The organism is Corynebacterium sp. KPL2850 (assembly GCF_040225855.1).
GTDB lineage: Bacteria > Actinomycetota > Actinomycetes > Mycobacteriales > Mycobacteriaceae > Corynebacterium.
Window position 1 is genome coordinate 1 of record NZ_JBEHFV010000017.1, and the last position, 25145, is coordinate 25145.

Sequence of the window (25145 nt, forward strand, 5' to 3'; positions counted from 1 at the left end):
GGATGATTCCTTAGTGCACCAGAACCAGTTGATGACATGGCTGGCATCGGCGACTACGACTAGGCACTTGGTGTTGAAGTAAGTGCCGTCGATGAAGATTTGATCGTATATTCGCTGCTTATCAACGCTTCGGGGAGGTTGGATGAGCCAGAAAGATTTGAAGCGTCGTTGCAGAGTTCGCGTTGAAACACCGCAGGTTTTAGCGGTCTCTGCCAGGCTGCGGCCTGAGGTGAGCCAACTGATAAAAAGGCGGAACCATTTTGCTTGAACTGCGTCGTCATTGGCGCGGGTGAAGGTGGCTTTGCAGGTGCGGCATCGCCAGCGTTGACGCCCAGTACTCGTCGTTCCGTGTTTGGTGCACGCCCCGCTACAGACGGGACATCGAGGATGATTCTTACTCATCCATTCATCGTGAACCTCGGCACCTAGCACATCAGCACGCCCCCGACGGTATTTCAGGTCCGAGGCTGCGTTATCCCTCCGGATAAGTGAAATAATCCTAATACCAGCACGCCAGACCGGCTAAACATATAACTTCACCAACACATCCTGTCGTTTAGGCCAAGGCCGAGCATTTCGCTCGGCCTTGGCTTATTTCACGCGTTGGGGCGCGACGACGGGAACACCGCGGTGCTCCACGATGTCCGCCTCTACCCCATAGACGCTTTCCACCAACTCGCACGTGAGCACGTCTCCAGGCGTGCCTTGGGCGCGAATGCGGCCCGATTTGAGCACCACCAGCTGGTCGCACATGCGCGCGGCTAAATTGATGTCGTGGATGGCCACCAGCCCCAGGCTGCCCTCGCGCTTGGCCTTTTCGCGCACCTCCTCGAGGACGAAGAACTGGCGATGTAGGTCGAGCGCGGACGTCGGCTCATCCAAGAGCATCAGCCCCGGATTGCCCACCAGCATCTGCGCCACGGCCACGAGCTGACGCTGGCCGCCAGATAGCTCGTTGAGGTAGCGCGAGGCAATGTCATCCAGCCCCATCGCATGCAGCACCTCGCCGGTGCGGGTAATCGGGTCTTCGCACGCTTCCCGACGCGCCGCGATTAACACCGTTTCAAACGCCCGCAGCGCCGCGGTACTGGGCAGATCCTGCGGAACGTAGCCAATCAGCTGGCGGCGACGCTTGCCCCGCGGGCTCTCGCCGCCCACCAGGAAATCCACCTCGCCCTTGTACCCGCGGTGCACGCCGGCTAGGGACTTGATCAGCGTGGTTTTGCCTGATGCGTTGGGCCCTAAAAGACCAACCAATTGGCCGCCCCGCAGCGTGTCCACGTCTACCGCTTCGAGCACGGTGTGCTTGCCGTAGGCTGCGCTTATGCCGCGCAGGGTGAGTTCTACGTCCACAGCGCCCTCCTTCGAGTCATCACGATGGCAATAAAGAACGGCACGCCCAAGAGCGAGGTCACAATGCCGATCGGAATAGCCAACCCGGGCTTAATCATCAGGCTCGCCGCGTGCGCCGCGCACATCACGGCCGCACCGGCGGCCATGGAAGCAGGCACGAAGTAGCGCTGATCCTCGCCCACCAACATACGGGCAATGTGCGGGCCTACGAGGCCGATAAAGCCGATGATGCCGGCGAAGGCCACCGTCGTTGCCGCCACGAGGGAGACCACGATGAGCACCACGACGCGCAGCCGCGCGGTATTAATGCCCATGGCGGCAGCGCGGGCATCGCCAAGCCGCAACGCGGTAAGCCGCCAGGACAGCGCCCACAAAATGGGCAGGGCGACCAGCAGCACTCCCGCGAGCACGCCATTGGCGGCCCAGTTGGCACGGGTGAGCGAACCCATGGACCAAAAGACGATCTGCTGCAGCGCCTCGGCCGAAGACTGATATTGGATAAGCGCGAGCATGGCCTGGAAGAAAAAGACCAAACCAATGCCCAGCAGCACCATGGTTTCTGCCTTCGCGCCGCGGATGATGGCCGCCACGACGATGATCGCCGTCGCCACCGCCGCCGACAGCCACGCCACCAACGCCAGGTTGAACTGCGGCTGGGCTAAAAGCTGCCACTTCAGCACGATGGAACTAGCGCCGCCAAAGGCCGCCGCGGCAGAAATGCCGAGGGTAAACGGCTCCGCCAGCGGGTTATTCAAGATGGTCTGCATCTCCGCGCCGGCCAGCGAGAGGCTGACGCCGATAAGCAGGGCCATGACGGCCATCGGCAAGCGCAGCTTCCACAGCACCGTATGCGTTTGGTCATCCAGGCTCGAGGGATTCACGATGCCCCTGATGACCTCGCCGGGGCTGATATCTATGGCGCCGACGAAGTTGCTGACCACAAACGCCACCGCCGCGATGAGGCACAGGCCCGCGACGATGCTAATGCGCTGCCAGGTGAGCTTTTTGTGTTGCTGCGTAAGGGCAGCTACCTCCGCGCTCACCATTAATTCGTGCTAAAGAAGGTTCCCTCGCCAGCAACCGGCGAGTACTTTTCTTGCGCTTGCATCCACTGCTTGTCGATGTCCATATCCTCATACGCCTCCGGGTTGATCCACGCCGCGATCTGCAGCAGCGCCAGGTAGTTGAACGGCGAGTTGTAGAACTGGTGCCACATGCTGTGCAGCTTGTGTTCCTTGACCGCGCGCAGGTTATCAAATCCCGGCTGGGTGCTCGGCAGCTTGGCGACGCTCTCCTCCGCCTCATCTTCGCCGATGCCATAGCCCACCGCGGCGTAGCCGACAGGGTTGCCCTCATCGTCCTTCATCTCGGACCAATCGCCGCCGGTGGCAATCACCATGTCTGGGTCAGTCTCGAGGACCTTTTCTGGGGTCAGGGCACCGGACTCGCCCGGGATGATGCCGTCGGCCACGTTATCACCACCGGCGACGTTGACCAGCTGCGAGATATTGGAGTCATTCCACGAACCACAGCAGTCCGAGACACCGGCCGCACGCCAAACGAAGGTCTTGGGCTTGTCCTTTACCTTGTCCGCACGCTCCTTGACCAGATCCACGGTTTCTTGCCACTCTTTGTTGAATTCCTTGGCGCGCTCTTCTTGGCCGAAGATCTCACCGAAAATATCCATGGACTTGGTGGTATTCTCCAGCGGCTTGGCGCGGAAATCGGTCACGGCGTACTTGAGGCCCGCCTGATCCATCTTGTCGGTCAGTCCGGCTTCCTGCGAGGCGTCGTACTGATCCTTGGACAAAACGATGAGGTCCGGGTCCAGGCTCACCAGGTTTTCCACCGTGACATCGCCCTTGGTGAACCCGCCGATTTCCGGCAGTTCATTGACCTTGGGCAGCTTTTCTTCCAAGACGTTGTAGTAGTCCGGCACGTTCTTCTTCAGGTCGGATCCGATGCCCACGACCTTATCCAGCGGATCCTCGGTATTGAGGATGCCGGTGGCGAAGATGGAGCGGCCCTCGCCCAACAGGACGCGCTCGGGGGCCTTGTCGAGTTCTACGTCGCGGCCCGCGAGGTCGGTGAAGGACAGGGCAGCATCGTCGCTGCCACCGCCGTTGTTGGTAGTTTCTTCGGCGGTGCTGCAGCCTACGAGTGCGGTGGCGGAGGCCGCCACCACGGCCATTACCTTGGGAAATCTATTTGCCATTTTAAGTCCTTGGTCGGTCGGAATCCTCAGATTGAGAATAAGTGCGAACTTATCCTAACCTACCCAAGTAAGGTGACCCAAACCTAAACTGCTTCCTCTGCAATTGCGTAATCTTCCGGCTCGCCCTTGGGCACCTCAGTGCCGTCCGCCATGGTGCGGTCCTCCAATTCGCCGTCCGGATCCACGATGGCGATATCGAAGCCAGCCTCGCGGATGCGCCGGAGGCCCTCCTTCAGCATGCGCCGGCCCATCCGGTTGGATCCGGTGATATGAGAAAGCTCCAGCACCACCGTGCCCTCACCGAATTCGCATTCAGTGAGCTGATGCAAGATGGTCTCCGCCGCATTGAAGTTGATAAGCCCCTGCAGGAAGATCACCGTGAGATCGTCCTCGGTCTCCATCCTGCGAACCGGGTGCACGCCGTAGCGCTCATCCGTGGACATCAAGTGCAGCCCCATATCCTTCGAGAGCAAGGTCAAGGCATCCACCCCACGGACGGAATTGCCCTCCTTATTTAGCCGCGGCGAAAACGTCGCTACCCCCAATTGTCCAGGCAGGGTACCCAGCAGGCCGCCCGAAACGCCGGATTTCGCCGGGATACCAACCTCGGCCATCCAGCGCCCAGCGCCGTCGTACATGCCCGCAGAGCTCATGACAGAAAGCGTCAAGCGGCAGACATCGGCATCCAAGATCTTCTCCCCCGTCACCGGCTGCGTGCCACCATTGGCCAGGGTGGCAGACATCACGGCAAGGTCGCGCACCGTGACCTTAATCGAGCACTGCTCCACGTAGGTCGAGACCGCATCGTGGGCCTCATCCTGAATGATGTCGTAATTGCGCAGCATGTGCGCCAAAGACAGGTTCCTATCGGAGACCTGCAGCTCGGAATCGCGCACCTTTTCATCGAGTTTCAGCTCGCGGCCAGCCAGCCGTGAAAAGTAGGTGCGCAGCTGTTCCACGCGCTCGGCAGGATCCGAATCCACGCCATTAATCAGCTGCGTTACCGCAATCGCGCCCGCGTTAATCATCGGATTCACCGGCCGGTGATCATCGCGGTTGAGCGAAAGCTCATTGAAGGCCTCGCCGGACGGTTCCATGCCAACGATCTCGCGCACCGCATCCAAGCCCAGTTCCTGCAACGCTAAGGCGTATGCAAAAGGCTTCGACACGGACTGCAGGGTGAATTCCACCTCTGCATCGCCGGCGGAATACACATGCCCCGTCGTGGTACAGATGGCCACGCCCAGGTAGTCCGGTTCCGCCTTCGCGAGCTCGGGAATATAGTCCGCCACCGCGCCGCTGCGATTTCCTCGCACCCGAGTCAAAATTTCCTGCAAATAAAAAGGAATTGGAGTTTTCATCGCGACCTAGCATACGAAAAAAGCCCCCACGGCGCGCGTGGGGGTAAGGCGGGGAAAATTAGTGGCGCTCAGACAGCAGGCGCTGCAATTCCTTCAGGTCGCTCTTGCGACGACGCGAGCGGAACACGGAAAAGGCAATCAGCCCAACGACGGCAGCGCCGACGCCACCGAGTACCAGCTGCACGTTGCGGTCCTGCAACTTTTCGGTGGCGGCATCCTTAGCGTCATCGACGAGGTTTTGCGGCTTGCTGCGATCTGCAATTTCATCCAGGGTGCTAGCCAGCTGGCGCCGGGTGCGTTCGATATCGCGTTGAATATCTTCAATATTGCGTGCCACGGAATTCTCCTCTTAGCTTAAGTTTCGCTCTTAACGAGCTTATCTTACCGTGCAGGGCCTCCACCGCGCAGGCCGGGGAGCACGTAAAGTGGGGTCCATGACTGAAACTCGTTTGAACGTAGGAGATACCGCCCCCGCTTTTTCGCTTGCCGATGCCACCGGCAGCACCGTTTCCCTTTCCGATTACGCAGGCCAGCGCGTGCTGGTGTACTTCTACCCGCGCGCCAATACGCCTGGCTGCACCAAGGAAGCCTGCGATTTTCGCGATTCCCTAGAAGAGCTCAATGAGCTCAATATCGCGGTGGTAGGCATCTCCCCCGATAAGCCCGAGGCGCTGGCGAAGTTCCGCGATGACCAAGATCTCAACTTCCCGTTGCTTTCTGATCCAGATAAGTCCGTCATGACCGCATACGGCGCCTTCGGGGAAAAGAAGAACTACGGCAAGGTGGTCCAAGGCGTTATCCGTTCCACCTTCCTCGTGGAGCCGGATGGCACCATCGGCCAGACCCACTACAACGTGAAGGCCACTGGGCACGTCGCGCGCGTGATGAAGGGCCTCGAGTAAGCCGGTGGAGGAAATCCTCGTCCCGCGGCGTCGGCCGGCGCAGGCGCGCAGCCGGGAGCGCTTTGAGCGCATTGTGCAGGCGGCGCGCGCCGTGCTTGTCGATGTCGGCTTCAAATCCTTCACCTTCGATGAGGTCGCCCACCGCGCTGGGGTCCCCATCGGCACGCTGTATCAGTTCTTTGCCAATAAATACGTGCTCATTTGCGAGCTCGACCGGCAAGATACCGCCACCAGCCTGGCCGAAATCGAGCGCTTTTCGCGCCTCGTGCCGGCCCCGCAGTGGCCGGATGTCTTGGATGAATTCATCGACCACCTCGCGCTGATGTGGCGCGAGGACCCCTCCCGGCGCGCCGTTTGGCACGCCATCCAGTCCACCCCGGCGACGCGGGCCACGGCGGCCGATACGGAGCTGCAGCTCTTGGAGCCGCTTGCCGAGATCCTCCGCCCACTTGCCACCGAGCACAGCGATGCGCAACGCATTGAGCTGGCGCGCTTCCTTATCCACACCGTGGTCTCGCTGCTTAATTACGCCATTTCGGGCGATCCAGACAAGTTCGATTCCGTGGTCATGGAGCTAAAGCGCATGCTGATTTCGTATCTCTTTGCGGTGGCCGCGGGATAAGTTTGTAGACGTTTATACAAGTTATCCACAGGCGGGCGCTGAGCGCGATTGGCGCCGCGGTAGCGGGCGCCTAGATTTGCAGGCATGAACGCACTGCAGGCCTATGCCACCCAGATTTCCTCGGCGATGGATATCCTCGCCGAGGCCCACGGCATGCCTGAAAGCGCCCTCGTTGAGCTCGGCCTGCCGGATGTCGAGGCCCGCGAACTGCTCTGCCTGGCGGAGGTTTATTTCGGCACCACTTCCTTTAGCCGCAAGCAGCGCCTTGCCGCCGCGGGCGCGCGCCACCACGATTTGGTGACGCTGAAACTCATCGAGAAGTACGCCACCCGCGCGGCTACCAAGCGCGCCGCGTGGAACCTGCGCGTAGAGCTGTGCCGGCAACACGGACCAGCCTCCGAGATTGCCCGGCTCGCTAAAAAGCGCCTGCGCGAATGGCGCCCGCGCCGGCGGCCGCCGCGCGAGGGCGTACAACTTCTGCGCCGCCCAGAAGGCCCGTGGACGATGCGCATTACCGCGCCCTCGTCCTTCCTCGCGGATCTCGATTCCGCCCTCGACCCCGAAAACCCACTCGCATCCTTCCGCGAACTCCTCCGCGGCGAGGGCGCTGCCACGGTACAGACCACGACGAACGTGATTATCCCGCTCAACGCGCTGGATCAAATACTGGAAGGCGATGGCGACGAGGTCACGCTTCGGCTGACCAACGGCTCGACCATCACCGGCGCGCAGCTCGTCGAGCGCACCTTCAGCGAGCACGGGCTAGCCACGCTAATCCACCCGGTGAAGGGCCCGGTCAACCTGTATCGGACCTCGCGCTTTGCCTCGGAAAAGCAGCGGCTGATGGCCGCCGCTGAAAACCCCACCTGCCCGTGGCCGCCGTGCAATCACCCGGCGGATAAGTCTCAGATCCACCACCTGCAGGCGTGGAAGCACGGCGGGATGACCAACGCGGACAACCTCACCGTGTGCTGCCCGTACCACAACGGGGTGAACCAAGACGATCCGAACGCCCCGCCCTTGCGCGGCCGCCTTGCCCGGGTAAACGGCAAGGTCCGCTGGGTCCGCTAGCGCTGCCTCATCGAGGTAGCGCTACTCGGCGTGCGCAAGCAGCTCCTCGCACACATCACCGGGAAAGAGCTCTCTGGCCATCCGCGCGAAGTCCTCCCGGCCCAGCGCACCCGCGCCCTCTGGCACACTGCCCCACAACCGGCAACCCGTGACCGCCGGAAGCTCGTCCACGTTCAGCCGCGTCGCCAGATCCGGCTCCGCGGACAAGCTTCCGCCGATAAGCCCCAGCACGTTAATCCCGCGCCGCTGCGCCTCGCGAACAGTGAGCTCGGCGGCGTTGAGGCTACCGAGGCCGAGGGAGGTGACGATGAGGAGGTTGGTGGCGACATCGGCAAGCGTGTAGTCGTCTGCCAAACGCACCAGCAGCCCGCCGGCGCCTTCCACCAGCACCACACGGCCTGGTGCATCCAGCCCCGCCACCCAGTCCCGGAGCTCCTCTTTGCTCGGCGGAGTCATGCCCGCCCGGCGCGCCGAGAGGTTCGGTGCTAGCGGTTCGGGAAAGCGCGCCATCTCCATAACCTCGACCCCGGCTAGGGCCCGCACCGTCGCCGCATCGCCGCTATTATCCGGCTCCCCAGTCTGCAGGGGCTTGGCATAAACAACCTCGCGCCCGCTCTGGGCAAAAGCACTGGCGATGGCCGCGGTCGTCACGGTCTTTCCCACGTCGGTATTGGTACCGGTGATAAAGATAATCATCGCTTTCCTCCTTCCACCGCGGCGCGCACCCCGCGGCAAATCTGCGCGACCTCGTCCTCGGTGCTGATAAACGGTGGCATGGTGTAGATGAGGCGGCCGAACGGGCGCAGCCACACACCCTGGTCCACCGCCGCATCCGTGGCGCCTGCCATATCGACGTCGCGCTCCATCTCCACCACGCCAATAGCGCCCAGCACCCGCACGTCCGCCACGCCCGGCTCGCCCTCCAACCCGGCAAGCCCGGCGCGCAGCTGCTTCTCGATGCCCGCAACCTGCCCCCGCCACGTTCCCTCCAGGATCATGGAGGTCGCCTCGGCAGATACCGCGCAGGCCAGCGGGTTAGCCATAAAGGTCGGTCCGTGCATAAGCGCGCGGGGGTGCATATCCTCGGCTACCCGGGCGGTGGCAAGCGTGGCGGCCATCGTCATGAAACCACCGGTCATCGCCTTGCCCACGCACATGATATCTGGCACCACTCCCGCCGCCTGGGTGGTAAAGAGGTCCCCGGTGCGCCCAAACCCCGTGGCGATTTCATCCGCGATCAGCAGGATTCCGTGGCGGTCGCAGATTTCGCGCGCCCCGCGCACCAGCTCGTGATCGTGAAAGCGCATGCCGCCGGCGCCTTGGACTACGGGCTCGATGATCAGGGCTGCAACCTCGTTCGTAATGTAGCCTTCCAGCTCGCGCAGGTAATCCGCGCGCGCCTTCTCGCTCGCCCCGCGCGTGGGCGGTGCCGGGGCGAAAATCTGCTGCGCCAGGGTACCGGTCCACATCGAGTGCATTCCGCCATCGGGATCGCACACGCTCATCGCGGCAAACGTATCGCCGTGATAGCCCGAGCGCCAGGTCAACATCTTCGTACGCTCTGGGTGGCCGATCCCCTGCTGGTATTGCAGGGCCATCTTGATGGCGACCTCCACCGAGACCGATCCCGAATCCGCATAAAAGACCTGCGCGAAGTCGTTGCGCGTGAGCTCCATGAGATTGGCCGTCAGCCGCGCCGCCGGTTCGTGTGTGAGCCCGCCGAACATCACGTGGCTCATGCGGTCGATCTGTTCCTTGGCGGCGGCGGTAAGCCGCGGGTGGCTGTGGCCATGGGCGGCGGCCCACCAGGAGGACATGGCGTCGATGAGCTGGGTGCCATCGGCAAGCGTGAGGCGGACGCCTGCGGCAGACTCGACCACGCGCGTGGGCGCGCCGGGTTCGGCGTAGGGGTGCCAGATGTGGTGGGCGTCGATTGTCGCTATGTCGTTAGTAGAAATATCCACCAAATTAGATCTAGCACACACTATCGCCCGCTATAGTCCTTTTTATGAAAGTTCTTGAACGGCGTTCAATTCGCCGCGTACCCGTGGTTTTGCCGGCGGTTGCGGGCATCGAAATGTGGGAGCGCTTCAGCTTTTATGGCATGCAAGCCATCCTCGCGTACTATCTCTACTCCACCTCCGATGGTCTCGGCATGGAGCAAACGCAGGCTACCGCGCTCGTCGGCGCGTACGGCAGCCTGCTCTACCTCTTTACGTTTGTGGGCGGCTGGGTCAGCGATCGGCTCCTGGGCGCCGAGCGCACCCTGCTTACGGGCGCCGGGCTGTTGGTGTGTGGGCACTTTGCCCTCTCGCTCGTCCCCGGCACCGCGGGGCTTATCATCGGGCTGTTGCCGCTCGCGCTCGGATCAGGGCTGCTCAAGACCGCCGCGATAACAATCCTAGGCGCCGCTTTTACCGCCGAGGCCGGCGCGCGCGACGGGGCCTTCCAGATTTTCTACCTCGGCATCAATATCGGCGCGCTCTTTGGGCCCATGCTGACAGGCTGGCTGGCCGAGGAATACGGCTACCACGCCGGATTCGTCGCCGCTGCGGTGCTCATGTGCTGCGGCTGCGCCACTTACGGCGCACTGCGGAAAAGGATAGACGTGCCGTCGCGCCCGCCTCACCCCACCCAGGCCCCGGGTAAGGCGGGGCTGATCGCGCTGGCGGCGCTGCTGGCCGGCGTATTTCTCGTCATCACCGTCTCCCCGGGGACGCTGACGGTGCTGCTTCTTATCGCCACGGTTGCGGCCGCGGCGGGGCTTTTTGCCAGCATGCTGCGATCCCCGCAGGTCACCGCGGATGAGCGGCGCCGCATCCTGGATTTCATTCCGCTCTTCGCCTGCTCGACGGCTTACTGGACACTGCAGCCGCAAATCTACGGCGTCCTTGCAGTCTATTCGGATCAACGGCTCAACCGAACCATCGGCGGATTCGAGATCCCACCGGCGTGGACGCAATCGCTCAACCCGCTATTTATCCTGCTGCTCTCGCTGCCCTTGGCCGCGGGCATGACGCGCTGGGCCAACTCGCGGCGCGCGCTCATGGGCTGCGGCATCATCTTCGCTGGTGCCGGGATGTTCCTCCTGCTGCCCTTCGTGGGCGGCGGAGAAAATTCCACGCCGTTCTTGGTTCTAGCGGGCACCATCTTTTTAATGTCGCTCGGCGAGCTCTTCATCGGCCCAGTGGGCATGGCAGCATCTGCCGCCCACGCGCCGCGGGCCTATGCCACTCGCTTTTCCGCGCTGTACTTCCTCACCATGGCCATCGGCACCTCGCTGGCCGGATCAATGTCGCAGCTGTACGATCCCACCTCGGCATCCGCGGAAACAACCTACCTCCTCATCATGGGCGGCGTCCCCATCATCTTGGGGCTGATACTCCTCCTGCGGCGCAGGTAGGCCTTTAACGCCCGGCGGACTCATCTAGCGCGCGGTCCGCCATCAGCACGTCGCGCATGCCGCTGAACAGATCGCCCATTCCCTGCGGGTTGGACGGCATGTAGAGCACGGAGGCTTGGCCGTTATCCGAGACATCGACCATCGCGTCAAGGTACTGCGAGACCAGCATGAGGACCTCGGGGGATTCCTGCACCCCGGCATCGCGCAGGAGCTCATACTGCTGGGCAATGCCCTCCACAATCTCCTTGCGCTGCTCGGCAACACCCCTACCCTGCAGCTTCTTTGCCTCCGCAGCACCCTCGGCTTCCTTAACCACGCGGATCTTTTCCGCCTCTGCCTGCGCAATGGCCGCCTCGCGCTCGCGCTGCGCCGCGTTAATGGAGTTCATGGACTCGCGCACGCGGGAATCCGGGCGGATATCGGTTACCAGCGTATTGACGAAGTTCCACCCGTATTCGGCCATATTATCCCGTAGGGAGACCGCCACGTTCTGCGCGATGGTGTCCTTGGAAGAAAATGACTCATCCAAGCCCATATTCGCCACCGACGAGCGCACATTATCTTGCACATAGGCCACGATCTGCTGCTCGTGGTTGGAGAGCATATAAAAGGCTTCGCGCTCGCGGCCTTCTACCACCTCGTACTGCACCGCGACTGGAATTTGGACGAAGACATTGTCCTTCGTCTTGGTTTCCACCATTACGTCCAGTTGGCGCACTTGCAACGAAATCTTATCGCGCACGCGGTCAATCCAGGGCATCTTAAAGTGCAGCCCCGCGTGGGCGACCGTCTGGAATTTACCCAACCGTTCTAGGATGGCTGCCTCGCGGGTACGCACGATGTAGTAGCCATCGAATACGGTCGCGAGAATCAGCAAGATGATGACGCCGATGATGATTAAGCTCAACATTTCCTCTCCATAACTATGCGTGTGAAATTAATTTTCGCACAGGCAAGGAGGGGCGCGCTAGTGGTCATCGATAAGCGCAAAGAGCTTGCCCATCACCTCCGCGCCGTTCTCGCCGATGCCATTGTGTTGGTACTCATTCGTCACCCACGGGCGCAAATCACCCAAATGGGTGGCGGTGGCCAAAGATTCCTCCAGGGGAACGAAGATATCGTCGAGGTAGATGGCGGCGGCGGAGGTGGGGGCATCGGCAAGCGCATAAGGCGCAGTAAACTCCCGCTCCGCCAGGCCGTGCGCACCCTCCTTGAAGGCTTGCAACGCCGGATCCTCATCAAACTGCCACGGGAAAATGTGCTCGCCGGTCAACCAGGTGCCGGATTCTGCAAACTCCGGGAACTCCTCCCGCACGCGGTGCGCCGACCACTGCGTCGCAGCCTGGCCGCCGCTGCCGGCATAAATGGATTCGTGGATAGCCGCATAAAGCGGGGCCTCCGCAAAGCTCACGCGCTCGCCGATGCCCCACAGGAAATCATCCCGCAGCACCTTCTCCCCTCGCACGGTGCGGAAGGGCTCCTCCAGGAGGTAGGCCAATCCGTCGAAACCCGTGCCCCGCCCCACATCGGTGCCGATGGTGCGAAAGCGCAGCGAGGACAGCCGCTCTCCGGTGTGCAGGCGTTCATCGGAATTATCCAGGTGGGCGATGATTTCCTCAATGCGGTGCTGTACCCAAGGGAACTCGCGGTAAAAACGCTCCTGGCGGGTCTTGAGCTTGCTAAAAGTCGCGCGGTAAAGATGATCCGCGCCCTGCAGCGTAGGAATGCCGCCGGTGAAAAACGCGTGCTTGACGGACTCGGGAGCCTGAGATAGGTACGCAGTGATGCAAAAGCCGCCGAAGGACTGGCCAAACAGGGACCAAGTCTCCAGCCCCAGGTGTTCGCGGAGGCGCTCGGCATCGCGCACGATATTGTCCTGGCGCAGCAGGGCCAGGTGTTCTGCGCTGCGCTCTTCTGCGGGGCTCAGCCTATCGATGCGGTGTGAACGCCCCGTGCCGCGCTGGTCGAGGAGGATGACGCGGTAGCGCTCGAGCGCCTTGCCGATAATCCCCGTCGGTTTGACCGGCCGCGGGGCCGGAAACCCCGGGCCTCCCTGTAGGTACAGCAACGCCGGCAGGTCCTCGCCGCCTGGCGGGATGATTTCGCGGGCATAGAGAGCAAAAGTCCCGCGCGGATTGTCATAATCCCACGGGACTTCCAGGGTGTGTTCAATAATATCGTGACCGAAGCGGCGGTAGTGAGTCATGCCCACCCAGGTTAGTAAACCTCCAAGCCCTTCGCGCGGAAAACGTCGCGGACCTTTTCCACGTCCTCCGGCTTCGGCGGCTTGGTATCTGCCAAGTGGTAGGTCATATCGAGCCCCTCCCACTTATCCTTGCCCATATTGTGGAAGGGCAAGACCTCGACGCGTTCCACATTGGACTTCCACCGCGCCACAATGGAGGCGACGTTCTCGACGTTTTCGGCCGAATCCGTCAGGCCCGGCACGACGACGAAGCGGATCCACATCGGCTTGCCTATCTCGTTGAGGCGGTCACCAAAATCGAGCGTGGGCTGCAGCTGGCGCCTCGTAACGCGCTGATAGGTTTCCTCGTCGCCCGATTTCACGTCCAGCAGAACGAGATCGATATTGTCTAGATCTTCATCGCGCAGACGCGAGCCTAAGAAGCCAGAGGTATCGATGGTGGTGTGGATGCCAGCATCGTGGACTTCCTTGAGCACACGCCGGGTAAACGCAATCTGGAATAGGGGCTCGCCACCGGAGATGGTCAGGCCACCACCGGAAGCCTGGAAGATGGGTTTGTAGCGCTTGATGCGTTTGACCACATCGTCTACCCGCTCCAAGGTGCCGGTCTTCATCTCCATGGTGTCCGGGTTATGGCAATACTGGCAGCGCAGGGGGCAGCCGGACATGAACATCGTCATGCGGGTGCCCGGGCCGTCGACGGCGGTTACCAGCTCCCAGGAATGCACGAGGGCGATATCGCCGGTGCGGCGCGCCTCCATGAGCTCGGGGCGGGTAATCTCATCGAGTTCGTGGTCGGTCCCTAGGCCCGCGGCAACACCGCGAACGCGCTCGCCGGATTCCGGCGACAGGGTGACCACACCAGCAATGCCATCAGCCATGACTATGAACCCTGGTGGAAGGTGCGGGAGATGACGTCAAGCTGCTGCTCTTTGGTGAGCTTGACGAAGTTGACCGCGTAGCCAGAGACGCGAACGGTGAGGTTCGGGTACTTCTCTGGGTGCTCGACGGCATCTTCCAGCGTGGACTTGTCCAGCACGTTTATATTGGCGTGGTACAGCCCAGAGTTCATCTTGTGCTCGTCGCGGCTGGCCTTCATGTCTGAAAGGCGTTCTGCAAAGGTTGGGGTTGCCATGATGGTTCTCCTTGTCGTGATTCTTATTGTTCCATGATGAAGCCGGCATCCAGCACGCCCACCAGGTTGGTGATGCGCTCTTCTGGGGTGCGGCCCAATCCGGTCGGGGTGATGGTATTGGTCAGCGAGATGCCGTCCAGGGCATCCTTGTAATCCAGCTTGCCCACCGACAGCATGGAGGCGACCATGCCGTGGTTATCCGCGCCGTTTTCGGGGTTAGCACCCGGGGAGAAGGGGGTGCCGGCCTTGTGGCCCGACGGGAAGGATCCTGTTGCCTTGCCGTAGACCACGTTGGAGGTAATGGTCAGCACGGACTGGGTGGGGATGGCATTGCGGTACATCGGGATGGCCTTAATTTTCTCCATCACGGTGTGCACGATGGTGGCGGCGATGTCATCGGCGCGGTCGTCGTCGTTGCCGTAGAACGGGAATTCGCCTTCGGTGATGTAATCCGTAATCAGGCCGGTCTCATCCCGGACCGGGGTGACCTTGGCGTATTTGATGGCAGAAAGCGAATCGGCGACGATGGAAAGCCCCGCGATGCCGCAGCCCATGGAGCGGATGATATTGGAATCATGCAGCGCCATTTCCACGGCCTCGTAAGCGTACTTATCGTGCGAGTAGTGGATGATGTTTAGCGCCTCGACGTAAGTGCCAACCACCCAGTCCAGCATCTCCTCGTACTTTTGCCAGACCTCGTCGAAGTCCAACGGGCCATCGCCTTGAATCGGCTCGTAGCCTTCAACGACTTGCTTGCCGGAGACCTCATCCCGGCCGCCGTTCATGGCGTAGAGCAGGGCCTTGGCGGCATTGACGCGGGCGCCGAAGAACTGCATCTGCTTGCCCACTTCCATCGGGGACACGCAGCAGGCAATCGCAGCGTCATCGCCCCACTCGTCGCGAATCTGGCGATCAGACTCGTACTGGATGGAGGAGGTTTCAATGGAGATGTGCGCGCAGAATTCCTTGTAGCCTGCGGGCAGCTCCGGATCCCAGAAAATGGTGATATTGGGCTCCGGTGATGGACCCAGGTTAATCAGGGTCTGCAGGAGGCGGAAGGAGGTCTTGGTGACCATGTGGCGGCCGTCGCTGCCGAAGCCGGCATCGGACCAGGTGGCCCAGTACGGATCGCCGGAGAAAATCTGGTCATAGTCGATGGTGCGCAGGAAGCGGACGATGCGCAGCTTCAGCACGAGCGCGTCGATGATTTCCTGTGCCTGTTCCTCGGTGATGATGCCAGCGGCCAAATCGCGCTCGAAGTAGCAGTCGAAGAATGCGGACAGGCGGCCGATGGACATGGCAGCGCCATCCTGGGACTTGATGGAGGCGAGGTAGCCAAAGTAGGTCCACTGCACGGCCTCGTGGGCGGTGCGTGCCGGCTCGGAGATATCGAAGCCGTAAGACTCGGCCATCGCCTTGAGCTTCTTCAGGGCCTTGATCTGCTCGGAGTGCTCCTCGCGGTAGCGGGCCCAGTGCTCGGAAAAGCCGGCATCGGCAATAGCATCGCGAGCCTCAATCTTTTCTTGGATGAGGAAGTCCACGCCGTACAGCGCCACGCGGCGGTAGTCGCCGATGATGCGGCCGCGGCCATAGGCATCAGGAAGGCCGGTAATGATGTGTGATGATCGGGCGGCGCGGATGCGCGGGGTGTAGATATCGAAGACCGCATCGTTGTGGGTCTTGCGGTAGCGGGTGAAGATCTTCTCCACCTCAGGGTCTACCTCTTTGCCCGCCTCGCCGATGGCCTGCTTGACCATGCGCCAGCCGCCGAACGGCATCATGGCGCGCTTGAGCGGCGTATCGGTTTGCAGGCCGACGATAACGTCATCGTCTTCTGAGATATAGCCAGCCGGGAAGGCATCGATATCGGTCGGGGTGTGCGTATCGACGTCATAAATGCGCTTTTCGCGTTCGACCGACAGGTAGTTCTTTTCCAGGGTGTCCCACACGCGCAGCGTCTTATCGGTAGGCCCAGCGAGGAAGCTGGAATCGCCGTTATAAGGCGTGTAGTTGCGCTGGATGAAATCGCGGACATTGATGCCCTCGGTCCAAGGGCCGGGCGCAAAACCTTCCCACCCTTGATACTGCTGGGGCTTAGTTGCGGTAGTCATAATTCCCTTCTTCTGGGTCAAATTTCCCGGGGCACATGCCGCCTTTTTCTTCCCGCAGCATCAAGCCCCGTCACCTCTTCATTGTCGGCCCGATTCGCGAAATTAACAACCGTAAACATTGCCGTGAGCACCAGTTATAAACCGGTCATCATACTTTGCTGGTAGCTCGATTCATATAAACCACCCGTACGTTTTTGTTCGGGGGCAATCCAGCCCCGATCGTGGCTTTGCTCACGTACACTTTGGCGCCGAACTGCGTCTACCTCTACTGTTAAGGCGGTCAGCTTCGCTTCCGTAACAAGGAGGACTTCGTGGCGTCCCAGCCCAAGCACCCCGTAGACATCGTTCCCCCCGCGCCGAAACTCGCCGCCCTTGGGCTGCAGCACGTCCTCGCGTTTTATGCCGGGGCGGTCATCGTCCCGCTGCTAATCGCCAGCTCGTTGAACCTGGATGCGGAAACGACCATCCACCTCATCAATGCCGACCTTTTAACCTGCGGTATTGCGACGATTATTCAGTCGATGGGCATCGGCAAGCATATTGGCGTGCGCCTGCCCATCGTGCAGGGCGTGACCACGACGGCGGTGTCACCCATCATCGCGATTGGCCTGGGTGCCACCGATGGCGAGGGCGGGGTGGCTTCGCTGCCCACGATTTACGGCGCCATCATCGTCGCGGGCCTTTTCACCTTCTTCGCCGCGCCGGTCTTTGGCAAGGTGCTGCGCTTCTTCCCACCGGTGGTTACCGGTTCGGTGCTGCTGGTGATGGGTACTTCGCTGCTGGCGGTATCGGCCAATGACTTTGTCAATTACGCCGAGGGTGTGCCGGCCACGCGCGATTTGCTCTACGGCTTTGGCACGCTCGCGGTCATCATTTTGGTGCAGCGTTTTTCCTCCGGCTTCGTGGGCACGTTGGCGGTGCTCATCGGCTTGGTGTTGGGCACGGGCGTGGCGCTCGCGCTTGGCGATGCCTCCTTTAGCGAAGTCTCCTCCTCCCCCGCCCTCGGCATTACCACGCCGTTTTATTTCGGCATGCCGCAATTCGACCTCGTGGCGATCTTCTCACTGATTATCGTCATGATCATCACCATGGCGGAAACGACCGGCGATGTGTTTGCCACCGGCGAAATCGTCAAAAAGCGCATTCGCCGCGATGACGTGGTGCGCGCTATCCGCGCCGATGGTGTCTCCACCCTGGTAGGCGGCGTGATGAATTCCTTCCCCTATACCTGCTTTGCGCAAAACGTGGGCCTGGTGCGCTTGACCAATGTGAAATCGCGCTGGGTGGCCGTTGCGGCTGCGGGGTTCATGATTGTGCTGGGCCTTTTGCCGAAGGCCGGCGCGGTGGTCGCCGCGATTCCGTCGCCGGTGCTCGGCGGCGCATCGCTCGCGCTTTTCGCCAACGTGGCGTGGGTGGGCCTGCAGACCATCGCAAAGTCGGATCTCAGTGATGGCCGCAACTCCGTCATCGTCACCTCCGCGCTGGGCCTGGCCATGCTGGTGACCTTCAAACCGGAGGTAGCCAGTGCTTTCCCGGAGTGGGCACAGACCTTCGTTTCTTCTGGCATGTCCATCGGGGCGATTACCGCAATCGTGCTCAACTTGTTGTTCTTCCACACCGGCAGCGCGAGCGCGCAGGTCTCGCGCGCCGATGGCAAAGGCGTGAGCCTCAACGAACTTAATGAGGCATCGCGCGAGGAGTTCACCGCCGCGCTGCGCCCGCTATTCAATAATGAAACCTGGCCGCTGGAGCTGGCCTGGCAGTCCCGGCCGTTTAGCGATGTCAACGAGCTGCGCGCCGCCATCCAGGTTGCCGTGCTGACCGCGGATGCTGAACGCCGTGATGCGCTCATCCACGACTACCCCGCGATGGACGAGCTGCTTTTGGCCTCGGCCGATGAGGCGGCGAATATTTCCGCCGACCGCGGCTCGCTGGGGCTCAGCGAGCTTGACGACGTGCAGACCGAGCGCATTACCGAGCTATCTGCCGCCTACCGCGAGCGCTTTGGCATGCCCTTTGTCGCGTACCTCGATACCAATGACACGGTGGAGCGCGTCATCGATGCTGGCGTGAGGCGCCTGGCCAATTCCGATGCGCAGGAATATCGCATTGCTCTCAGCGAAATCGTTGAGATCGCTAATGACCGCTTCGATATCCTGCTTGCCGATGCCAACCCCGTCCGCTCCTCCTGGGACCGCAAGTTCACCGAGGTGGACTAAGATCCGCAAAAGCACCGCAGTTCTTCAAGCAAGTACTGCGGTGCTTTTCTTGTGCGCCCGGTGAGACTTGAACTCACACGTCATAAGACACTAGAACCTAAATCTAGCGCGTCTGCCAATTCCGCCACGGGCGCGAGCAACGTTGAATAGTGTACACGGCGGGCTGATAAACAAGAAACCAGGGGCATTCCGTATTGCGGCGGTGGATAGGTAGGCTGGGTGGGGTGAGTATGCACGAGGATCAGAAGAAACGGCGCGTGAAGGTGCGGTGGTGGCACATCGCCCTCGTCATAATTTTCGTGGTGCTATTCCTCTTCCTCGCCTATTGGCAGTGGACGCGCTTCCGCTCCGGCTCGGGCACCTTTCAAAACTTGGGCTACGCCTTTCAGTGGCCTCTTTTTGCGGTGTTCGTGGTCTATGCGTATCGCACGACCCTGCGCTATGAAAATGAGCGCCTCGCCGCAGAGAACGAAGTCCGCGAGATGGATTCGTTGGAGTCCTCAGAAAACGCCACTGAAAATGTCAGCGAAACCGCCGACGGAGAAATTGGTTCACCCGATGGTCCTGAAGTGAGGGGCGCGACAGCTAGCTCGGCGGAGAAAACCGCCATCGATGAGGATTTCTTGCCGCAGCGCCCGCAGCTGAATGTGGAAGAGTTTAACGCGTTGAATCAGCCACGGCGCCGCCGCGGTTCCCCCGCAGAGGGTCGCGACGAAGGCCCGACAGATAAAAGGAGAAACTAAATCATGACAAACCAGGTACACCCAGCCCGCAAGGCGCGCATCCGCGGCCCGCTGAAGTTCTTTTCCATCGCTGCCACGGTGACCGGTATCTTCCTGATCATCCTGGTCATCCGCATGTTTTTCCAGTACGTCTTGGGCGCGGAGATTCCGGAATGGGCGACCTACATCGCCATCGTGCACGGCATCGCGTACATGACCTACCTACTTTCCATCCTGATTCTGGGCCCCCGCGCGCTGTGGCCAGCCAGCAAGCTGATTACCACCGCGCTGGCCGGCGTGGTGCCTTTCCTCTCGTTCTGGATGGAGCACAAGCGACGCAAGGAAATCGAGGAGCAATTCCAGCTCAACGCTTAATTAGCCAGCTAGTTCCGCGATGAACGGGGCCAGCTGGGAAAGGGCGCGGCCGCGGTGCGAGACCGCGTTCTTTTCCGCAGGCGACATTTCCGCCGCGGAACGCGACTCGCCCTCTGGCTGGAACAGTGGGTCGTAACCAAAACCATTGGCACCGCGCGGCTCGCGCAATAGCTGGCCTTCCCAGCGGCCCTCTGCCACGCGCTCTGTGCCCTCGGGGGTGACGAGGGCACACACGGAGACGAAGGCGGCGGCACGCCGCTCGTCCGGCACATCGGCCATCTGCGCCAAGACCAGGTCATTATTGGCCTGGTCATTGCCATGTTCGCCGGACCAGCGGGCCGAGAGCACGCCGGGCATGCCGTTGAGCTCCTCGATGGCCAGCCCGGAATCATCCGCAATGGTCACCAAGCCCGTGGCGGCGGCGCCGGCGCGGGCCTTGATGAGCGCGTTATCGGCAAAGGTGCGGCCATCTTCGACGGGCTCGGGGTAGGGATCGACCTCGGAAAGCAGGCGTAAATCCACGCCCTCAATGCCCGCCTCGGACAGGATGCGATCGAGCTCGGCCAGCTTCTTCGGGTTACCGGAGGCGACGAGAATTACCATCCCAGCGCCGCTTTCTGCGCCGCGATGAGCTCGCTGCAGCCCTTCTGGGCCACATCCAGCATGCCGTTGAGCTGGTCGCGGCCGAAGAGGCCGTGCTCACCGGTGCCCTGAATTTCTACGAAGTCGCCGGATTCTTGCATCACCACGTTGAGATCCACCTCGGCGCGGGAATCTTCCTCATAGGGCAAATCCAGGCAGATTTCGCCGTCGATAATACCCACGGAGACTGCGGCGATGGGATCGAGCAGCGGCTCGCCGGGGACGATGCCTTCGGACTTGAGGTGGGCGATGGCATCGGCAAGCGCAACGTACGCGCCCGTGATGGAGGCGGTGCGGGTGCCGCCATCGGCTTGCAGCACGTCGCAGTCGAGCTGGATGGTGTTTTCGCCCAGCTGCTCCAGGTCCACGGCGGCGCGCAGGGAGCGGCCAACCAGGCGGGAAATCTCGTGGGTGCGGCCCTTGACCTTGCCGCGCATGGATTCGCGAGGCATGCGGTCGTGGGTGGCGGACGGGAGCATGGCGTACTCGGCGGTCAGCCACCCCTCGCCGGAATCGCGCTTAAAGCGCGGCACGCCGAGTTCCACGGAGGCGGTGCACATCACGCGGGTATTGCCAAATTCCACCAAGACGGATCCAGCCGGGTTGGTGGTGAAATTGCGGGTAATGCGGACGCTGCGCATCTGGTCAAGCGCGCGCCCATCGGCACGAGTAAATTCAGTCATGCCCTCCAGCGTAACTTAGAACTGCATGCCTACGGCACCAAGGACGATCTCGCCGTCGAATTCCTCCCGCGCCGCGGCAATCGTGGCCTCCGCATCACCCCAGGGCTGGATGTGGATGAGCACCAGCTTACCGACGCCCGCCTCCCGCGCCGCACGCCCCGCTTCCGCGCCCGACATGTGCATGCCGGGGGCCATGCCCTCGGAGGAAGCACCCCAGGTGGCCTCGCAGAGGAAGAGATCGGCGCCGCGGGCGGCATCGACAAGCGCGGGCGTATAGGACGTATCGCCGGAATAGGTGATGATCTTGCCGGTTTTCGCGTGCTCGATTCGCAGCGCATAGGCCTCTACCGGGTGATTGACGGGAAAGGGGGTGATAAAGACGTCATCGACAAGCTGGCGCTCCCCCGCCACCCACGGGCTAAACGCCAAGGTATCGGACATGTCGTCGATCCCATCTACTTCGTCCGAGGACAGGCGGCCCAAGTGCGTCGGCGTGGCAGACGGGCCGAAGCAGAAGTTGCGCGAGGCGGCCGGGGTGATGGGATGGAAGCGGCGCCACACCATGAGGGAGGGAAAATCCGCGCAGTGATCCGCGTGCAGGTGGCTAAAGGCCACGTGGGCATCGCACGGATCCTGCAGTTTAGCTAACTGGCCCAGCGTGCCCGATCCCATATCCAGGATGATGGACGGTGCATTGTCGAAGGACACGACATAGCCGGAGGCAGGATTGTCTGCGGTGGGTACGCTACCGGAGCAGCCTAGGATGGTCAGCTTCATGGAACCAATAGTTCCATGAATCCGGCCCAAATGCTGGTACCGCGCGCAAAAAGGGGGGAGGAATTTCGCCCGTCTTAGCCGATCTGCGGACCCAAAAAGCGCGTGGCCAGCTGGGCGAAGACCTCAGGATCGCCGGTGGATTCGAAGGAATGGACCGGTTGATTGCCCTCCGGGGCGAGCATGTCCATTTCCGTGAGCAGGCGCATGACGTCCTTCGTGGTCTCCTCTGAGGAGGTCACCAGGGAAACATTTTCGCCCATGGCGAGCTGGATGATGCCGGTAAGCAGCGGGTAGTGCGTGCACCCCAGCACCAAGGTGTCCACTCCCTGCGCCTGCAGGGGCGCGAGGTAGCCCTCGGCGACGCCGAGGATCTGGCGGCCCGCGGTAATCCCGCGCTCGACAAAGGGCACGAAGTCCGGGCAGGCTGCGGCTACCGCCTCAACATTGGGGTTGACTGCGAAAAGGTCCTGGTATGCACCGGATTTGATGGTGCCCTCGGTGCCGATGACGCCAATTTTGCCATTGCGCGTGGTGGACATGGCACGGCGCACGGCCGGGTGGATGACCTCTACGATGGGGATATCGTAGCGCTCGCGGGCATCGTGCAGGAACGCCGCGGTGGCGGTATTGCAGGCGATGACCAGCATCTTGCAGCCGCGTTCTACCAGCTTATCGGCGATGTCCTGGGAAAAAGCGCGCACCTGCGAGATGGGCCGCGGCCCGTAGGGCCCGTGCGCGGTATCGCCCATATAGATAACGGATTCTTGCGGCAGCTGCTCCATCACCGCGCGGGCCACGGTCAGCCCGCCGACGCCCGAGTCAAAGATGCCGATGGGAGACGATGCGTTAGGCATTATTTCCTCCCTGCCTTTGCCGGATCATCGGAAGTGATGAACATGCCGGACAATACGCCGCCCAGAGCACCGAAGAGGTGGCCTTGCCAGCTAATGCCCTCCGCGACGGGCAGCACGCCCCAAATCAGCCCGGAATAGGAAAAGCCCAGGATGATGCCCAAAATGATTTGCAGCAGGGAGCGATTGAAGACGCCGCGCACCACGAGATAGGCCAGCCAGCCATAAACCAGCCCGGACGCGCCGATGTGCGAGGTACCGGCCCCACCCAAAATCCACGTGCCAAGGCCCGCCACCACGGTGGTGATCAAGGTGACCTCCCACCACACCCGGCGCCCAGACAAGCCGATGAGGAAGCAGAACAGGGCACCCGGCAGCGAGTTGGACATCAAGTGCTCCAGGCTGCCGTGCAGCAGCGGCGCCGTGATAATGCCCCACAGGCCATCCACGTCGAGCGGGCGGATGCCGTAATTGGACAGCCCGCCGCCGAAGACGACGGCGTTAATCAGGTGAACCGACCACTCCACCGCGAGGAACCCCAGGGCCAAGGATAGGCCGGTGCTGACGCGGCCGCGGCCGCGGTTGGTCGTGCTAGTTGGCACCGGCTGATTACGCGAAGTTCCACCCATAGTCATAATGGGCAATATCTTAGCCGAGCAAGTCGCGATACGCGCGAAGCCCCAGGCCAGGACGTGCGGCGGTGACCGCGGTGACGATGGCCTCCTCCACCACGTCGGAAGCCGCAGCGCACAGCTGGACCATATCCACCTCACCCGGTTCCTGCGCTGTGGACAAGGCGAAAATGGTATCGCCGTCCAGCGGCGAATGCGCGGGGCGAACGGCGCGCGCGATGCCGTCGTGCGCCGTCATGGCGAGGCGTTGGGCTTGGGCGGTGGTGACGGGGGCATCGGTAAGCACAGCGCCAATCGTCGTATTCAGCTTCGCTGCAGGGTGCGGCAGGTCGCGGTAGGTCTCCGCATTGACCGGCCTGCGGCCCGGCGCGCCGTAGAGGCGGCCTGTGTGCGGGTCGATGACCTCGCCCACGGGATTGGCCACCATTGCGGCGCTGACCTCGTAGTTTCCCACTTTGCGGGTGGCCAGGCCGAAGCCGCCGCGCAGCTTGCCCGCCGTGGCGCCGACGCCCGCGCCGACCGTGCCAACCGTCTCGTCGTGGCCGGCCATGGCCGCCCGCAGCGCCGCCGCGCCGTCTTCCGGTCCGGGCCGAGAGGGGCCCGCCAGCAGATCGAAAATCACCGCCGCAGGCACGATGGGCACGCGCGGGCCGGGTTTGTCCTCGCCAAAGACGGGGAAACCGACCCCGTGCGCTTCCAATTCGCGCATGACGCCGTCCGCAGCGGCCAGGCCAAAGGCGGACCCTCCCGCGAGCACGATGGCGTGGATGCGCTCAACGGTATTGTGCGGCTGCAACAGATCGGTCTCGCGCGTGCCGGGCCCGCCGCCGCGGACATCCACGCTGGCTAGCGCACCCTTCGGCCCGCAGTACAGCACGGTGGCGCCGGTATCTTCGCCGGAAAAATGGCCGATGCTAATTCCGTCGATCATTAATCCATCAACACTTCCAGCAAGGAATCCTGGCAATAGGCCAGCCATTCCACCAAGGTATCGCGGTCCGTCATGAGGTTTTCGTCGGTCGCGTCCCCGGCCGCGACGTATAAGCGTAGGTCATTGAGCCCCGCCACGAAGGCCTGGGCTTCCTGCTCCGAAATGGAGACCTCTACCCCGCCAGTGGGGCCGAGCGCATTGCCGATGACCTGCAGGTTCTGCAGCTTGGCCCGCGCGATGTCATTTTCGTGCAGCGAGCGCAAAAGGGAGGCATCGCCGTCGTATTCCTCATCGCCGGGCTTTTGGAAGTCTGGGAATAACCGCGCCAGGGAGGGATCCTCTGGGGCTTCGGTATGGCCGGTGGGCATGTCCAGCATTTCCGCCAGCTCGTCCTTGGGCGCAGACTGGGCGCGGCCGATGATCGCTTCAGAGACAGTGGCGGTGAGGTTGCCAATGACCTCGCGCTCCATGGGCTCGAATACCGCCGTGATTTTGGGCCCGCGCATGAGCGATTTCTTCTTTTTCCACGGTTTCATCTATCTACCCTGCCTGTTGCATCGTCGCCCACAGACCCGCGATCTGGAGCTTTTTTACGTCCGCCTCAACCTTGTCCTTCTCGCCGCTGGACACGGCGGCCTTGCCTTCCGTGTGGACCTGCATCATCAGCTCGTTGGCCCGCTTTTTGTCATAGCCCAAAACGGTTTGGAATACGTAGGACACGTAGCTCATCAGGTTGACGGGATCGTCCCAGACGATGCACATCCACGGCAGGTTCTCGCTCGCGGCCACATCAACTTCGATTCCTTCATCCAAGTCGGGCGTGGCCATGGGAGAGCTCATACGGACTTCGGGGTGTTGCGGCTTCATGCCTTATAGCCTAATCATTTTTCGCTGGCATTTTGGGCATAGGGTCGCCCCGCAGCTCACCAGGGTG

The 25145-nt window shown here is 61.9% G+C and carries 28 protein-coding genes and 1 tRNA gene; 7 read left to right on the forward strand and 22 right to left on the reverse strand.

The annotated features are described in order from the left end of the window. The 6 genes from ABRP93_RS06955 to ABRP93_RS06980 form a co-directional block, all read right to left on the reverse strand. On the reverse strand, positions 1-402 hold a 402-nt coding region (locus ABRP93_RS06955), incomplete at its 3' end, for a transposase-like zinc-binding domain-containing protein (RefSeq protein WP_502879652.1). 189 nt (positions 403-591) lie between these two features. Continuing rightward, positions 592-1353, reverse strand: a complete 762-nt coding sequence (locus tag ABRP93_RS06960; RefSeq protein WP_349887427.1) for an ABC transporter ATP-binding protein — start codon at positions 1351-1353, stop codon at positions 592-594. Continuing rightward, entirely contained in the window at positions 1344-2399 is a 1056-nt protein-coding gene (locus ABRP93_RS06965; protein WP_349887429.1) for a FecCD family ABC transporter permease, read from the reverse strand. The genes ABRP93_RS06960 and ABRP93_RS06965 overlap by 10 nt, the downstream gene beginning before the upstream one ends. After that, complete coding sequence (locus ABRP93_RS06970) at positions 2399-3568, reverse strand: ABC transporter substrate-binding protein (protein ID WP_349887431.1); 1170 nt, start codon at positions 3566-3568, stop codon at positions 2399-2401. Before ABRP93_RS06970 ends, ABRP93_RS06965 begins: the two co-directional genes overlap by 1 nt. Before the next feature lie 83 nt (positions 3569-3651). After that, entirely contained in the window at positions 3652-4929 is a 1278-nt protein-coding gene (locus ABRP93_RS06975) for a glutaminase (RefSeq protein WP_284864803.1), read from the reverse strand. Between the two features lie 58 nt (positions 4930-4987). Next, positions 4988-5266, reverse strand: coding sequence for a DUF3618 domain-containing protein (locus tag ABRP93_RS06980; RefSeq protein ID WP_239269889.1), 279 nt, complete (start codon positions 5264-5266; stop codon positions 4988-4990). Between the two features lie 97 nt (positions 5267-5363). Between ABRP93_RS06980 and bcp the strand changes: the two genes are divergently transcribed. From bcp to ABRP93_RS06995, 3 genes are all read left to right on the forward strand, one after another. Then, the gene (gene bcp / locus ABRP93_RS06985) at positions 5364-5831 is read left to right on the forward strand and encodes a thioredoxin-dependent thiol peroxidase (RefSeq protein ID WP_349887433.1); all 468 of its coding nucleotides are present in this window, start codon (positions 5364-5366) and stop codon (positions 5829-5831) included. A gap of 4 nt (positions 5832-5835) precedes the next feature. Beyond that, complete coding sequence (locus ABRP93_RS06990) at positions 5836-6453, forward strand: TetR/AcrR family transcriptional regulator (protein WP_349887435.1); 618 nt, start codon at positions 5836-5838, stop codon at positions 6451-6453. Between the two features lie 84 nt (positions 6454-6537). Further along, complete coding sequence (locus tag ABRP93_RS06995) at positions 6538-7524, forward strand: HNH endonuclease signature motif containing protein (protein ID WP_023023680.1); 987 nt, start codon at positions 6538-6540, stop codon at positions 7522-7524. Between the two features lie 21 nt (positions 7525-7545). Here the strand turns inward: ABRP93_RS06995 and bioD are convergent, their stop codons facing one another. Together bioD and ABRP93_RS07005 are read right to left on the reverse strand one after the other, a co-directional pair. Continuing rightward, positions 7546-8220, reverse strand: a complete 675-nt coding sequence (gene bioD / locus ABRP93_RS07000) for a dethiobiotin synthase (RefSeq protein ID WP_349887437.1) — start codon at positions 8218-8220, stop codon at positions 7546-7548. After that, positions 8217-9491, reverse strand: a complete 1275-nt coding sequence (locus ABRP93_RS07005) for an adenosylmethionine--8-amino-7-oxononanoate transaminase (RefSeq protein WP_349887473.1) — start codon at positions 9489-9491, stop codon at positions 8217-8219. The genes bioD and ABRP93_RS07005 overlap by 4 nt, the downstream gene beginning before the upstream one ends. A gap of 41 nt (positions 9492-9532) precedes the next feature. Between ABRP93_RS07005 and ABRP93_RS07010 the strand changes: the two genes are divergently transcribed. Next, positions 9533-10927 (forward strand): peptide MFS transporter, encoded by a 1395-nt coding sequence (locus ABRP93_RS07010; protein WP_349887438.1) that lies wholly within the window; start codon positions 9533-9535, stop codon positions 10925-10927. Positions 10928-10931: 4 nt separating this feature from the next. Here ABRP93_RS07010 and ABRP93_RS07015 read toward each other — a convergent pair whose 3' ends face one another. The 5 genes from ABRP93_RS07015 to pflB are packed head-to-tail and all read right to left on the reverse strand — an operon-like array spanning position 10932 to position 16379. Then, positions 10932-11837: an SPFH domain-containing protein gene (locus ABRP93_RS07015; RefSeq protein ID WP_349887440.1), complete on the reverse strand. Its 906-nt coding sequence runs from the start codon at positions 11835-11837 to the stop codon at positions 10932-10934. Between the two features lie 57 nt (positions 11838-11894). Continuing rightward, a complete protein-coding gene (locus tag ABRP93_RS07020; protein ID WP_349887442.1) occupies positions 11895-13133 on the reverse strand; it encodes an alpha/beta fold hydrolase in 1239 nt (412 codons plus the stop codon). Positions 13134-13144: 11 nt separating this feature from the next. Continuing rightward, on the reverse strand, positions 13145-14014 hold the full coding sequence (gene pflA, locus ABRP93_RS07025) for a pyruvate formate-lyase-activating protein (RefSeq protein WP_349887443.1): 870 nt from the start codon (positions 14012-14014) through the stop codon (positions 13145-13147). A 2-nt stretch (positions 14015-14016) separates the two neighbouring features. Next, the gene (grcA2, locus tag ABRP93_RS07030) at positions 14017-14268 is read right to left on the reverse strand and encodes an autonomous glycyl radical cofactor GrcA2 (RefSeq protein WP_255716700.1); all 252 of its coding nucleotides are present in this window, start codon (positions 14266-14268) and stop codon (positions 14017-14019) included. A gap of 23 nt (positions 14269-14291) precedes the next feature. After that, positions 14292-16379, reverse strand: a complete 2088-nt coding sequence (pflB, locus tag ABRP93_RS07035; protein ID WP_349887444.1) for a formate C-acetyltransferase — start codon at positions 16377-16379, stop codon at positions 14292-14294. 311 nt (positions 16380-16690) lie between these two features. On the opposite strand from pflB, the gene ABRP93_RS07040 reads away from it, so the two are divergent. Then, the gene (locus ABRP93_RS07040; RefSeq protein WP_349887445.1) at positions 16691-18598 is read left to right on the forward strand and encodes a solute carrier family 23 protein; all 1908 of its coding nucleotides are present in this window, start codon (positions 16691-16693) and stop codon (positions 18596-18598) included. A 52-nt stretch (positions 18599-18650) separates the two neighbouring features. On the opposite strand, the gene ABRP93_RS07045 is transcribed toward ABRP93_RS07040, so the two are convergent. Then, a tRNA-Leu gene (locus ABRP93_RS07045) sits at positions 18651-18732 on the reverse strand. A 96-nt stretch (positions 18733-18828) separates the two neighbouring features. Here ABRP93_RS07045 and ABRP93_RS07050 point away from each other — a divergent pair. Both ABRP93_RS07050 and ABRP93_RS07055 read left to right on the forward strand, forming a co-directional pair. Then, positions 18829-19341, forward strand: coding sequence for an MreC domain-containing protein (locus ABRP93_RS07050; RefSeq protein ID WP_349887446.1), 513 nt, complete (start codon positions 18829-18831; stop codon positions 19339-19341). 3 nt (positions 19342-19344) lie between these two features. Further along, positions 19345-19695: a DUF3817 domain-containing protein gene (locus ABRP93_RS07055; protein ID WP_349887447.1), complete on the forward strand. Its 351-nt coding sequence runs from the start codon at positions 19345-19347 to the stop codon at positions 19693-19695. Here the strand turns inward: ABRP93_RS07055 and rdgB are convergent, their stop codons facing one another. The 8 genes from rdgB to clpS form a co-directional block, all read right to left on the reverse strand. Beyond that, positions 19696-20298 carry an RdgB/HAM1 family non-canonical purine NTP pyrophosphatase gene (rdgB, locus tag ABRP93_RS07060; protein ID WP_349887448.1) on the reverse strand — a complete coding sequence of 201 codons (603 nt, stop codon included), beginning with the start codon at positions 20296-20298 and terminating at the stop codon, positions 19696-19698. It abuts the gene before it with no gap. Further along, positions 20292-21020: a ribonuclease PH gene (gene rph / locus ABRP93_RS07065; RefSeq protein ID WP_349887449.1), complete on the reverse strand. Its 729-nt coding sequence runs from the start codon at positions 21018-21020 to the stop codon at positions 20292-20294. Before rph ends, rdgB begins: the two co-directional genes overlap by 7 nt. Before the next feature lie 15 nt (positions 21021-21035). Continuing rightward, the gene (locus ABRP93_RS07070; RefSeq protein WP_349887450.1) at positions 21036-21797 is read right to left on the reverse strand and encodes an MBL fold metallo-hydrolase; all 762 of its coding nucleotides are present in this window, start codon (positions 21795-21797) and stop codon (positions 21036-21038) included. A 74-nt stretch (positions 21798-21871) separates the two neighbouring features. Beyond that, positions 21872-22651, reverse strand: a complete 780-nt coding sequence (gene murI, locus ABRP93_RS07075; RefSeq protein WP_023023703.1) for a glutamate racemase — start codon at positions 22649-22651, stop codon at positions 21872-21874. Then, entirely contained in the window at positions 22651-23283 is a 633-nt protein-coding gene (locus ABRP93_RS07080) for a rhomboid family intramembrane serine protease (RefSeq protein WP_023023705.1), read from the reverse strand. Before ABRP93_RS07080 ends, murI begins: the two co-directional genes overlap by 1 nt. A gap of 13 nt (positions 23284-23296) precedes the next feature. Further along, complete coding sequence (locus ABRP93_RS07085) at positions 23297-24211, reverse strand: P1 family peptidase (RefSeq protein WP_349887452.1); 915 nt, start codon at positions 24209-24211, stop codon at positions 23297-23299. Further along, complete coding sequence (locus ABRP93_RS07090; protein ID WP_284796681.1) at positions 24211-24747, reverse strand: DUF2017 domain-containing protein; 537 nt, start codon at positions 24745-24747, stop codon at positions 24211-24213. The genes ABRP93_RS07085 and ABRP93_RS07090 overlap by 1 nt, the downstream gene beginning before the upstream one ends. Positions 24748-24751: 4 nt before the next feature. After that, positions 24752-25078 carry an ATP-dependent Clp protease adapter ClpS gene (gene clpS / locus ABRP93_RS07095; RefSeq protein ID WP_005277757.1) on the reverse strand — a complete coding sequence of 109 codons (327 nt, stop codon included), beginning with the start codon at positions 25076-25078 and terminating at the stop codon, positions 24752-24754. Positions 25079-25145 lie beyond the last annotated feature (67 nt).